The organism is Azonexus sp. GW821-FHT04F04, from assembly GCF_059420025.1.
In genome coordinates this window covers 1,048,050-1,059,662 of the sequence record NZ_JBWKSX010000001.1, presented here as the reverse complement: position 1 = coordinate 1,059,662, position 11,613 = coordinate 1,048,050, and the positions used below count along the sequence as shown (strand labels likewise).

Annotated in this window: 9 protein-coding genes; 5 read left to right on the top strand and 4 right to left on the bottom strand. The window is 63.7% G+C overall.

Annotated elements, in window-relative coordinates:
- Positions 1-10 precede the first annotated feature (10 nt).
- From AC07TV_RS05170 to AC07TV_RS05150, 5 genes are all read left to right on the top strand, one after another.
- Complete coding sequence (locus AC07TV_RS05170) at positions 11-2,305, top strand: cyanophycin metabolism-associated ABC transporter (protein ID WP_494647327.1); 2,295 nt, start codon at positions 11-13, stop codon at positions 2,303-2,305.
- A 4-nt stretch (positions 2,306-2,309) separates the two neighbouring features.
- Positions 2,310-2,780, top strand: a complete 471-nt coding sequence (locus AC07TV_RS05165; protein ID WP_494647326.1) for a cyanophycin metabolism-associated DUF1854 family protein — start codon at positions 2,310-2,312, stop codon at positions 2,778-2,780.
- 118 nt (positions 2,781-2,898) lie between these two features.
- A complete protein-coding gene (locus AC07TV_RS05160) occupies positions 2,899-5,151 on the top strand; it encodes a cyanophycin synthetase (RefSeq protein WP_494647325.1) in 2,253 nt (750 codons plus the stop codon).
- 16 nt (positions 5,152-5,167) lie between these two features.
- Positions 5,168-7,741, top strand: coding sequence for a cyanophycin synthetase (gene cphA, locus AC07TV_RS05155; protein ID WP_494647324.1), 2,574 nt, complete (start codon positions 5,168-5,170; stop codon positions 7,739-7,741).
- A gap of 142 nt (positions 7,742-7,883) precedes the next feature.
- A complete protein-coding gene (locus tag AC07TV_RS05150; RefSeq protein ID WP_494647323.1) occupies positions 7,884-8,540 on the top strand; it encodes a hypothetical protein in 657 nt (218 codons plus the stop codon).
- Here AC07TV_RS05150 and ahbB (AC07TV_RS05145) read toward each other — a convergent pair.
- Genes ahbB (AC07TV_RS05145) through AC07TV_RS05130 form a run of 4 tightly spaced genes read right to left on the bottom strand, consistent with a single transcriptional unit; the run spans position 8,537 to position 11,607 of the window.
- Positions 8,537-9,013, bottom strand: a complete 477-nt coding sequence (ahbB, locus tag AC07TV_RS05145) for a siroheme decarboxylase subunit beta (protein WP_494647322.1) — start codon at positions 9,011-9,013, stop codon at positions 8,537-8,539. The two genes, AC07TV_RS05150 and ahbB (AC07TV_RS05145), sit on opposite strands and share 4 nt — an antisense overlap.
- Positions 9,010-9,468, bottom strand: a complete 459-nt coding sequence (locus AC07TV_RS05140; RefSeq protein ID WP_494647321.1) for an AsnC family transcriptional regulator — start codon at positions 9,466-9,468, stop codon at positions 9,010-9,012. Before AC07TV_RS05140 ends, ahbB (AC07TV_RS05145) begins: the two co-directional genes overlap by 4 nt.
- Positions 9,461-10,429: a siroheme decarboxylase subunit beta gene (ahbB, locus tag AC07TV_RS05135; RefSeq protein WP_494647320.1), complete on the bottom strand. Its 969-nt coding sequence runs from the start codon at positions 10,427-10,429 to the stop codon at positions 9,461-9,463. The genes AC07TV_RS05140 and ahbB (AC07TV_RS05135) overlap by 8 nt, the downstream gene beginning before the upstream one ends.
- A gap of 14 nt (positions 10,430-10,443) precedes the next feature.
- Positions 10,444-11,607, bottom strand: coding sequence for a cytochrome D1 domain-containing protein (locus AC07TV_RS05130; RefSeq protein ID WP_494647319.1), 1,164 nt, complete (start codon positions 11,605-11,607; stop codon positions 10,444-10,446).
- Between the last annotated feature and the right edge of the window lie 6 nt (positions 11,608-11,613).

Genomic DNA, 11,613 nt, shown 5'->3' with positions numbered 1-11,613 from the left:
TACTTCGCCAATGAATCAGAATGCACAAAATCTGGCCGGCAACGACCCAGCCCTTCCCAGCCGCTGGGCTGCGGAGCTTGAGGCAAAACTGGCCGCTGGCGAAAAGATCCAGGCCTGGGTCGAGATAGACCTCGACAATCGACTGCGGTTCGCTTCCGGCCTGGTAATCGTTACCGACCGCCGTTTTCTCGCCTATGCCCCAGGCAACACGAGCTGGCAGGAATGGCCGCTGCGCAGCGGGCTGACCCTCAATCACAACGATCACGCTGGGGTCGGCGCGCTTGAACTGGTTGACGAAAAGGGCCTGCTCGCCACCTGGCGCTACACGCTGGCCAAGAACCTGGCCGCCCTGCGCGTCATCGCCGAATTCGACCTCAACCGCGCCAGCATTGCCTCCGGCCAGCCTGTTCAGCGGTCGACCGAAGACTGCTGCCCGACCTGCAAGACACCGCTGCCACCGGGCGAAGACGAATGCCCGATCTGCAACCGCGAAGCCACGGTGGCACCGTCCACCTGGACGCTTTTCCGCCTCTGGCGCTTTGCCCGCCCCTACCGCTGGCAGCTGATTCTGGGTTTTGCCCTGACGCTGGCGTCGACTGCCGCCCAACTGGTGCCGCCCTACCTGACCATGCCGCTCATGGATGAGGTGCTGATCCCCTTCCAGAACGGCAAGCCGATCGACTGGTCACTGGTCGGCATGTACCTCGGCGGGCTGTTCGGCGCCGCCGTGCTGGCCTGGGGCCTGGGCTGGATCCGCACCTACATCCTGTCGCTGGTCTCCGAGCGAATGGGCCGCGACCTGCGCACACAAACCTACGACCACCTGCTCGGGCTGTCGCTCGAATATTTCGGCGGCAAGCGTACCGGCGACCTGATGGCGCGCATCGGCAACGAAACCGACCGCATCAACATCTTCCTCTCGCTCGACCTGCTCAACTTCGCCACCGACGTGCTGATGATCACGATGACGGCCGTCATCCTGTTCAGCATCAACCCGTGGCTGGCCCTCGTCACCCTGTTGCCGCTGCCGATCATCGGCTGGCTGATCCACTTCGTGCGCGAAAAACTGCGCACCGGCTTCGAAAAGATCGACCGCGTCTGGGCCGAAGTGACCAACGTGCTGGCCGACACCATCCCCGGCATCCGCGTCGTCAAGGCCTTTGCCCAGGAAAAGCGCGAAGGCGAGCGTTTCCGCGCGGCCAACGAGCACAACCTGCAGATGAACGACAAGCTCAACAAGACCTGGTCGGTGTTCACTCCGACCGTCACCCTGCTCACCGAAGTCGGCCTGCTTGTCGTCTGGGTCTTCGGCATCTGGCAAATTTCCAAGGGGGCCAGCACCGTCGGCGTGCTCACCGCCTTCCTCGCCTACATCGGCCGCTTCTACACCCGCCTCGACTCAATGAGCCGCATCGTCTCGGCCACCCAGCGCGCCGCATCGAGCACCAAACGCATTTTCGACATCCTCGACCACGTGTCGAGCGTCCCCGAGCCAACCAACCCGGTGCACCTCGAAAAAGTCACCGGCCAGCTCGAACTCAAGAAAGCCAGCTTCCGCTATGGCACGCGCTCGGTTACCCGCGACGTCGATCTGGTCATCCAGCCCGGCGAAATGATCGGTCTGGTCGGTCATTCCGGCTCCGGCAAATCAACGCTGGTCAACCTGATCTGCCGCTTCTACGACGTTTCCGAAGGCCAGGTGTTGATCGACGGCGTCGACGTCCGCTCGGTGCCGGTCGCCGAATTCCGCCAGCACATTGGCCTCGTGTTGCAGGAACCCTTCCTGTTCTTCGGCACCATCGCCGACAACATCGCCTACGGCAAGCCGGGCGCGACGCGCCAGGAAATCATCGCCGCTGCCCGCGCCGCCCATGCCCACGAATTCATCCTGCGCCTGCCGCACGGCTACGACTCGCTGGTCGGCGAACGCGGCCAGGGCCTGTCCGGCGGCGAGCGCCAGCGTATCTCCATCGCGCGTGCCCTGTTGATTGACCCGCGCATCCTGATCCTCGATGAAGCGACCTCGGCGGTCGATACCGAAACCGAGAAGGAAATCCAGAAAGCGCTCGACAACCTCGTCAAGGGCCGCACCACCATCGCCATCGCCCACCGCCTGAGCACGCTGCGCAAGGCCGACCGGCTGGTTGTCATGGATCGTGGCCGGATCGTCGAAGTCGGCAACCACGACCAGTTGATGGCCGTTGAAGGCCATTACTTCAAGCTCTACATGGCCCAGGCCCGCAACGTCGATACCGAGCCAGAATTGCCGCGCTCGACCAGCCTGCCCAAAACTCACGCGGAATAAGCCCATGTCGAACGCCAATTTCCAACTGCAACGCGATTCCTACGGTCGACTGGTTTTAACGGCCGAAAATGGAGACGTCCACGAAGGCGTCACGCCGGTTCGGGCTTTCCCCATCGCCGCTCCCGACGAAGGCTTGTCGCTGGTCAATTACGAAGGCCATGAAGTCGCCTGGATCGACAGCCTCGCCGACCTGCCGCCAGCCATCGCCGACTTGATCGAGGCCGACCTGGCCAGTCGCGAGTTTGTCCCGGAAATCGAAGGCATCGACGCCGTGTCCAGCTTCGCCTGCCCAAGCACCTGGCGACTACGCACCAATCGCGGCCCGGCCGAGCTGATCCTCAAGGGCGAGGAAGACATCCGGCGTCTGAGCCAGACGCGTCTGCTCATCGCCGACGCCCACGGAATCCAGTTCCTGATCCGCGATCTGAACAAGCTGGACCGACACAGCCGCAAGCTTCTCGACCGCTTCCTGTAACGCTTTGTCCTGTTGAGTGACATTTTTAGACGGCGGTCAGCCGCAAGCGGACGAAAGCGTTAATAATGCTGAAATCAAACATTCATCACCGCAGGCCAACGGAGCCAGAGCCAAGAGCATGAAGAAAAAGGACATCATTTTCCGGGACACGATTTCACTGCGTGGCCCCAATATCTGGACCTACCCCCCGGTCATCGAGACCTGGATCGACATCGGCGAACTTGAAGACTATCCCTCGGACAAGATTCCCGGCCTTTACGAGCGCCTCAGCGCCTGGCTGCCGGGCCTCGTCGAGCATCGCTGCAACTACGGCGAACACGGCGGTTTCCTGCGCCGCCTCAAGGAAGGCACGTGGGCCGGCCACATCCTCGAGCACATCGTGCTCGAACTGATGACCCTGGCTGGCCTGCCCGACGGTTTCGGCCGTACCCGCGAAACCACGACGCGTGGCGTCTACAAGCTGGTCGTTTCCAACTTCCACGAAGAAGTGACGCGCATGTCGCTCGACGTCGGCCGCGAACTGCTGCTAGCTGCCATTGCCGACGAACCCTATGACCTCGACGAAGCCGTCCGCCTGCTCCGCCGCAAGGTTGACCGCAAATACCTCGGCCCATCGACCGCCGCCATTGTGCTGGCCGGCGAAAAGCGCGGCATTCCGCACATCCGCCTGCTCGACGACGGCAACCTCGTCCAGCTTGGTTACGGTGCCGCCATGCGCCGCATCTGGACGGCCGAAACCGACCAGACCAGCGCCATCGCCGAAACCATCTCGCGCGACAAGGATTTGACCAAGGAGCTAATCTCCTCGGTCGGCGTCCCTGTGCCGGAAGGCCGCGAAGTAGACAGTGCCGACGACGCCTGGGATGCCGCCGAAGACATCGGCGTGCCGGTCGTCGTCAAACCGACTGACGGCAACCACGGACGCGGCGTCTTCATCGACCTGACGACCAAGGAAGAAGTCGCCAAGGCCTACGCCATTGCTGTCGAAGAGGGCTCCGGCGTCCTCGTCGAGCGTTCCATTCAGGGCATCGAGCATCGTCTGCTGGTCGTCGGCGGCAAACTCGTCGCCGCCAACCGCAGCGACCTGATCACCGTGACCGGCGACGGCAAGTCGACCGTACTTGAACTGATCGACAACCAGGTCAACATCGACCCGCGGCGCGGCACGACCGAACTGCACCCGCTGTCGATCATCAAGGTCGACACCGCAGCCAGGATCGAACTCGAACGCCAGGGCCTCAGCGCCGACAGCGTTCCGGCCAGCGAGCGCGAAGTGCTGATCCAGCGCAACGCCAACCACGCCTTTGACTGCACCGACGAAGTCCACCCCGAAACCGCCCAGGTCGCCGCGCTGGCCGCCCGCGTCGTCGGCCTCGACATCGCCGGCATCGATCTGGTTTGCCAGGATGTCTCGAAGCCGCTGGCCGAACAGGGTGGCGCCATCGTCGAAGTCAATGCCGGCCCCAGCCTGCTCATGCATATCAAACCGGGCATCGGCAAGCCGCGCCCGGTTGGCCAGGCCATCGTCAACAACCTGTTCGCCGAAAACGAGAGCGGCCGCGTGCCACTGGTCGGTGTCACCGGCACCCACGGCAAGAATGCCGTCGCCAAGATGGTCGCTCACCTGATTTACCTCTCCGGCCAGCAAGGCGGCCTGGCCTGCAAGGACGGCATCTACCTCGGCCGCCGCCAGGTCCAGAAAACCAATGCTGCCAACTGGGAAGGCGGACGCCGCCTGCTGATGAACCGCTCAGTCCAGGCAGCGGTGATCGAAAACGGCTCCTCGGTCATTCTCGGCGAAGGCCTGCCCTACGACCGCTGCTCGGTCGGCATCGTCACCAACATCGTCTCGGATGAAGAAGACCTGTCGCGCTGGGATACCCAGCCGACCGGCGGCGAGTACTACACGACGCCGCGTTCGATCTACCGGACACAGGTTGATGTCGTGCTGCCCAGCGGCCACGCCGTGCTCAACGCCGAAGACGAACTGGTCGCCGACTTTGCCGAACTGTGCGATGGCGAGGTGATCTTCTTTGCCGTCGATCCGGCCAATCCGACGCTGGTCGCCCATCTGGCGGCCGGCAAGCGGGGCGTCACCGTCGCCGACAACCGCATCGTGCTGCGCTCGGGCGCTGATGAAACACGCCTCTGCCGACTGGTCGATGCACCGTATATCGGCAAGGCCAAGCAGCCGAAAAATATTGCCAACGTGCTGGCCGGCATCGCTGCCGGCTGGGCCATGGGGCTGAGCCAGGAAGTGATGACGACGGGTCTCAAGACCTTCGGCCTCGAACTGATCGACCCCGCCTCGCTGATACAGCAGCCCGCCAAAAAGTCGCAACCCAAGAAGCCGGCCACCGCCCGGAAATAACGAGGAATAAAGCGTCATGGACGTTTCCCGCATTCGCGCCCTGCGCGGCCCCAACCTGTGGAGCCGGCACACCGCCATTCAGGCCATCGTCACCTGTGAAGGTGCCGAGGTCGCCATTTCAGACCTGCCCAATTTCGAAGCCCGCCTGCGCGAACGCTTCCCGGAACTCGGCGACCTGATTCCCTCCGACCACCTCGACACCGTGTCGATGGCCCACGCCCTGGAATTCGCCGCCCTCGGCCTGCAAGCCCAGGCCGGTTGCCCGGTGACCTTCAGCCGCACGGCGCAGACGGTTGATCAAGGCGTCTATCAAGTCGTCGTCGAATACACCGAAGAGGATGTCGGCCGTCTGGCCTTCGAGCGAGCCGAGCAGCTTTGCCTCGCCGCCCTCAACGACACGCCCTTTGATCTGGACGGCGTCCTCAAGGAACTGCGCGACCTTGACGAAGACATCCGCCTCGGCCCGTCGACCGGCGCCATCGTTTCGGCGGCTCTGGCCCGCGGCATTCCGATCCGTCGCCTGACGCAGGGTAGCCTCGTCCAGTTCGGCTGGGGCAGCAAGCAGAAGCGCATCCAGGCAGCCGAAACCAGTATGACCAGCGCCATCGGCGAAGCCATCGCCCAGGACAAGGAACTGACCAAGAAACTGCTGCATGCCTCCGGCGTTGCCGTGCCGATCGGCCGCCCGGTCGAGGATGAAGACGACGCCTGGGTCGCCGCCCAGGAAATCGGCCTGCCGGTCGTCGTCAAGCCGCAGGACGGCAATCAGGGCAAGGGCATTTCGGTCAATCTGACCACCGAAGAGCAAGTCCGCCGCGCCTACCGCGTTGCCATCGAATTCCGCGACGACATCATGGTCGAGAAATTCCTTTCCGGCCACGACTGGCGCCTGCTGGTCATCGGCGACAAGCTGATCGCCGCCGCCCGCCGCGACCCGCCGCTGGTCATTGGCGACGGCACACATACCGTCCGCGAATTGGTCAATATCGTGAATAGCGACCCGCGTCGCTCGGATGGTCACGCCACCTCGCTGACCAAGATCCGTTTCGACGAAATCGCCCTCGCCCGCCTTGAAGAGCAAGGTTATACGGCTGACTCCGTTCCCGGCCGCGGCGTTCGCGTCGTCCTGCGGAATAACGCCAACCTGTCGACCGGCGGCACGGCCACCGATGTCACCGACGATGTCCATCCGGAACTCGCTGCCGCCGCCGTCGCCGCCGCCCAGACCGTCGGCCTCGACATCTGCGGCATCGACGTCGTCTGCGACACCATGCACAAGCCGCTCGAAGAACAAGGCGGCGGCATCGTCGAATGCAATGCTGCCCCCGGCCTGCGCATGCACCTCGACCCGTCCTTCGGCAAGGGCCGCGCTGTTGGCGAGGCGATTGTCGGGATGATGTTCCCGGATGGCGACAATGCCCGCATTCCGGTCGTCGCCATCGCTGGCACCAATGGCAAAACGACGACCAGCCGCCTGATCGGCCGCATTTTTGAAGCAAATGGCCTGCGTGTCGGCATGACCAGCACCGACGGCATCTACGTCGAAGGCCGCCGCATTGACACCGGCGACTGTTCCGGCCCGCGCAGCGCCCGCAATGTGCTGATGCACCCGGACGTCGACGCCGCAGTCTTCGAAACCGCCCGTGGCGGCGTGCTGCGCGAAGGCCTCGGCTTCGACATGTGCGACGTCGCCGTCATCACCAACATCGGCCTTGGCGATCACCTCGGCCTCAACTACATCACGACGGTCGACGAGTTGGCCGTGGTCAAGCGCGTCATCGTCGAAAACGTCGCGCCGAACGGCACTGCCGTGCTCAACGCGGCCGATCCTGTGGTCGCCTCGATGGCCCACCACTGCCACGGAGAGGTCATCTTCTTCGCTCGCGACCGCATGAACCCGGTGCTCGCCACGCACCGCGCCCAGGGCAAGCGCGTCGTCCATGTCGAGCGCGATGCCATCGTGTGCAGCGAAGGCCGCAAGAAACAGCGCTTCCCGTTGGCCAATATCCCGCTGACCCGCAACGGCACCATCGGCTTCCAGGTCGAGAACGCCATGGCCGCCATCGCCACCGGCTGGGCACTTGGCTATGCGTGGGAAGTCATCGAGCGCGCCCTGGCCAATTTCGTCAGCGACGCGGCGACCGCCCCCGGTCGCTTCAACGTCTTCGACTACAAGGGCGCCACCCTGATTGCCGACTACGGCCATAACCCGGACGCCATCCAGGCGCTGGTCGGCGCCATCAACAACATGCCGGCGGTACGCCGTTCGGTGGTGATCAGCGGTGCCGGCGACCGGCGCGACGACGATATCCGCCAGCAGACCGAAATCCTCGGCGATGCCTTCGACGACGTGATTCTTTACCAGGATGCCTGCCAGCGCGGCCGCCAAGACGGTGAAGTGATCGGCCTGTTGCGCGAAGGTCTGGCCAACGCCCGCCGCACCAAGCAGATCGACGCCATCACCGGCGAGTTCATCGCTATCGATACGGCGCTGGCCCGCCTGCAGCCGGGCGACCTCTGCCTGATCCTGATCGACCAGGTTGAAGAGGCGCTGGCGCATATCGCCCAGCGGATCGGCGAAACACACTGACCACCGTCAGGCGCCCGCCCCAGAAAGCCCGGCCAGTCCGGGCTTTCTGCATTCTGCGCGAGGCTTGCCGGCAATTGACCGTCAACGGCATTTCACATTGTCCGGACAAAATACCCGCTATCGCCTGAACGAGCCCCCTCGCATGAAATCCCGCCTTGCTCTCCTGCTCCTGCTCGCCAGCGCTATCGCCGGGGCTGCCGACAACAGTTTCGAGGCGCGCTGCGAAAAACTGGCGACGGAAGCAAATTTCACTGCCGTATTCGAGGACAAGCCGGTAAGCCGCGACGACAGCATCCGGATGGCTGACCTGAGGCGCTTTGCCAAGGCAGGCAGCAGCCTGAACCACAGCACGTTGGGGGTAACGCGAGCCGAACCGGCCACCAGCATGGCGCTTTCCGTACGAACCCTGAGCAACCGTGACGGCCGGGTGTGCGCCGTACCATCGCTGCAACTGAAACTGGGCCTGTCGAGTTTCGAGGTCCTGCTTGCCCGGGAACTCGGCACCAATCCTTGCCGGCGACGCATCGTCGAGGAACATGAGCAGGAGCACGTAACCGTCTGGCGTAACCATCTCAGGATCGGCGCCCGGCTAATGCCGGTTGCACTGCGCCAGTCACTCGGCCAGGTCGCTTATTTTTCCAGTATCGGCGAAGCCGAATCCGTGTTGCGCCAACGCGCCGACCAACAGCTCGCCAGCCTGCTGAGCAAGCTCAAGGACGGGATCAATGCCGCACATCAGCAGATCGACTCGACGGCGTCCTATCGCGATGCGGAAAACCGGATGCGGGCCTGTCCTTAGGTTGCTATTCTCAGCCCGGTCTTTTTGAGGATTCTGGTCGAGTAAAGAATGTCGTTTCCACGGCAGGCCTCGCCGAGCAAGCGGCGGATTTCGCCGGCCTTGGCCGAACACTCATCGCGCGAGGCGCCGTGCACCATGGCAAACAGGTTGTACGGCCAGGCTGGCAGGGCGCGCGGGCGGCGGTAGCAGTGGGTAACGAAATCGAGGGCACCGATGCGGGCACCGAGTTGGTCGACCTGCTCGTCGGCGACATCCCAGACGGTCATTCCATTGGCCGTCCAGCCGATGGCGTAGTGATTGGGGACGGCGCCGATGCGGCGGATGATGCCGGTTTCGAGCAAGGCTTTCAGCCTGTGCATCACTTCGTCGGCCGGCAGGCCAAGCTGTTCCGCGATGGCGTGATAGGGGCGCGGCACAAGCGGCAGGCCGCCTTGGGTGGCGACGATCAGCGAACGATCGATGTCGTCGATCACAACCGTGCCTCCAGCTTCATTTCAACAAAAAATTCGCGCTCTTTCGGGAAGGCATAGACCGCCAGGCCGGTGTCGCGCTCAATGCGGGCGATGGCTTCGGCGATGCCACCCTTCGTTTCGGTAGCCAGCACGAACCACATGTTGAGCGCGTGTTCGCGGCGGTAGTTGTGGGCAACCTGAGGCAAGGCGTTGACCAGTGCCGTGACTTCGTCGTAACGCTCCTCCGGCGCGGCCAAGGCGGCGAGCACGAAGGCGCCGCCCATTTCCTCGATCTGGAACATCGGGCCGAAGCGGGTCAGCACCTTGTCGGCGAGCAGTTGCTGCAGGCGTTGCAGCAATTCCTCTTCGCTGATGCCGATCTGTTCGGCGGCCTCGGCGTAGGGGCGTTCGCAGATCGGGAAGTCGCCTTGCAATTTTGCGAGAATTTTCCGGTCGACCGTGGAAAGCTCACGCATAGCGCGCGCCGTTCTGCTTGAAGCGGGTCAACGAGAACAGCACCTCGTGGGCAGCCGTTTCAAGGCCGTGGCGTTGGCGCAGGTCAGCGATGAGGGTCTCGACTTCGCCGCGTTCACGGCCATGGATCATGCAAAACAGGTTGTATGGCCAGTCGGGCAGGCGGCGCGGCCGGCGGTAGCACAGGGTCACCGCCTGCTCTTCGGCCAGCGCACGACCAATGTCGCCGACCTGCTCGTCGGGGATGTCATGAACCAGCATGGCGTTGGCCCGGAAGCCGAGTTCGTGATGGCGGACAACAACGCCGAAGCGTTTGATGGCGCCCTCTTCGAGCCAGCGGCGGATGCGGCCAAGGACTTCCGGTTCCGAGGCGCCGATGCGCTCGGCGATCAGGGCGAAGGGCCGGATGAATAGCGGCAGGCCTTCCTGCAACACCGAGACGAGGCGGCGCTCGGCTTCGTCGATGAGCGCCACCGGGTGGACCGGCTGGGCAGAGGCGACGCATTTCTGCTTGTCGCCGTTCAGGCAGAAACCGAGATCGATGTGGAATTCCTCCTCGAGCGGCAGGGCCAGCAGCGGATAGCCGGCTGCCTTTTCAATGGCCCCCAGGCTGGCTTGCAGACGCCCTTCGCTGGCGGCGGTGACGACGAACCACAGGTTGTAGCGATGCTCGCGTTCGTAGTTGTGATTGACCTCGGGGAAGCGGTTGACCACGGCAGCCACCGCTTCAAGCTTTTCCGGCGGCACGGCCATGGCGGCCAATGTCGAGGCGCCGATACGTTTCGGCGCGAAGACGGCGCCAACGCGCGAAATTTTGCCTTCGCGACGCAAGTTTTCGAGGCGGCCGAGAACAACTTTTTCAGCGACGCCGAGACGCGCCGCCAGTTCGGCAAACGGCGCCGGGACCAGCGGAAAATCGCGCTGGAAGTCGTTGAGCAACTGAAAGTCGAGGCTGCTTTTCATGGCCAAAGCGTTCATCAGAAACCAATGCGCACGGCGCGCGCGGTGAAGAAAATGCCGGACGGGCTTTCGGCCGGGATTTCGCCCAGTTTGGCGAAATTCTCGGTGTTGTAAATCAAAACCTTGTTGTCATCACGGGCCGAGAGCCAGACATTTTCGCCGCGCGGCGCGAATTCCATGTGCAGGATGCCCTTGCCCGGCTCGAAGGCATGCACCACCTTGCCGGCCAGGGTGTCGATGACGTCGACCTTGGCGTTGTCCGGGAAGGCGAAATTGACCCAGATCTGGCGGCCGTCCGGGCGAGCCATGACGAAGACCGGCTGGCCACGCACGGGGATGCGGCCGACTTCCTGCCAGGTGGAGACATCAACGACCAACACTTCGTGGCGGCCGATTGCTGGCAGATAGGCCTTGCCCTGCGCCACCGACCAACCGCGCAGGTGCGGCATCTTGAAGACGGGGAGTTTTTCCTGGCCACGGCCGTAGTTTTCGAGAATCTTCTTCGCCCCCTTTTCCGGCTGCCAGAGGTCGAGCAAGGCCACCCCGTCCTCACCGAACAGGCCGGCCAGGAAATAGTGGCCATCCGGCGTCACGAGACCGTCGTAGGGCTGGCTGCCGGCCGGGAAGCGCTGGGTGGTCGGCTGCCTGGGATTGCTGAAATCGGTGACGCGGATTTCACCGGCGTCAAACAGCGCGTAGGCAAACCTGTTGCCACCCGTATCGGCGAGGCCGACGACTTTGGAGAACTGGCCGGGCGCGAACTCGGCCGGCACTTCGGAGAGCAGTTCGAGCGTGTCGCTGTCGAAGGCCTTGATGCCGCCGGGCGTGTAATTCTGGGCGACGACGATCCGGCCATCCTGCGAGATTGAGCCGCCGATGGCGTTGCCGGACTGGATGATGCGTTTGACGATCTTCGCTTCGAGCAGATCGATCTTGGTCAGCCCGCCGTCGCGGCCGAAGATGAAGGCGTAGCGGCCGTCGCGCGAATAGACGGCGGAGGCATGCGAGAGGTCGCCAAGGCCGCCGATGCGCGCATACGGCTGGCGCGCCGTGGTGTTGACCAGCGTGATGTGGCCGCTGGCCCGTTCGATGATCAGCCCGAGATCGCCGGTACCGCGCAGTTGCGGGCCGGCGCAGGCGTTGAGGAGCAGGGCAAACAAGGCAATCAACAGCAGGCGCATGGCGTT

Bases quoted from the DNA above. Each gene is read 5' to 3' on its own strand.
- AC07TV_RS05170 (WP_494647327.1), top strand. From the start codon at position 11: ATGAATCAGAATGCACAAAATCTGGCCGGCAACGACCCAGCCCTTCCC.
- AC07TV_RS05165 (WP_494647326.1), top strand. From the start codon at position 2,310: ATGTCGAACGCCAATTTCCAACTGCAACGCGATTCCTACGGTCGACTG.
- AC07TV_RS05160 (WP_494647325.1), top strand. From the start codon at position 2,899: ATGAAGAAAAAGGACATCATTTTCCGGGACACGATTTCACTGCGTGGC.
- cphA (WP_494647324.1), top strand. From the start codon at position 5,168: ATGGACGTTTCCCGCATTCGCGCCCTGCGCGGCCCCAACCTGTGGAGC.
- AC07TV_RS05150 (WP_494647323.1), top strand. From the start codon at position 7,884: ATGAAATCCCGCCTTGCTCTCCTGCTCCTGCTCGCCAGCGCTATCGCC.
- AC07TV_RS05140 (WP_494647321.1), bottom strand. From the start codon at position 9,468: ATGCGTGAGCTTTCCACGGTCGACCGGAAAATTCTCGCAAAATTGCAA.
- ahbB (WP_494647320.1), bottom strand. From the start codon at position 10,429: ATGAAAAGCAGCCTCGACTTTCAGTTGCTCAACGACTTCCAGCGCGAT.
- AC07TV_RS05130 (WP_494647319.1), bottom strand. From the start codon at position 11,607: ATGCGCCTGCTGTTGATTGCCTTGTTTGCCCTGCTCCTCAACGCCTGC.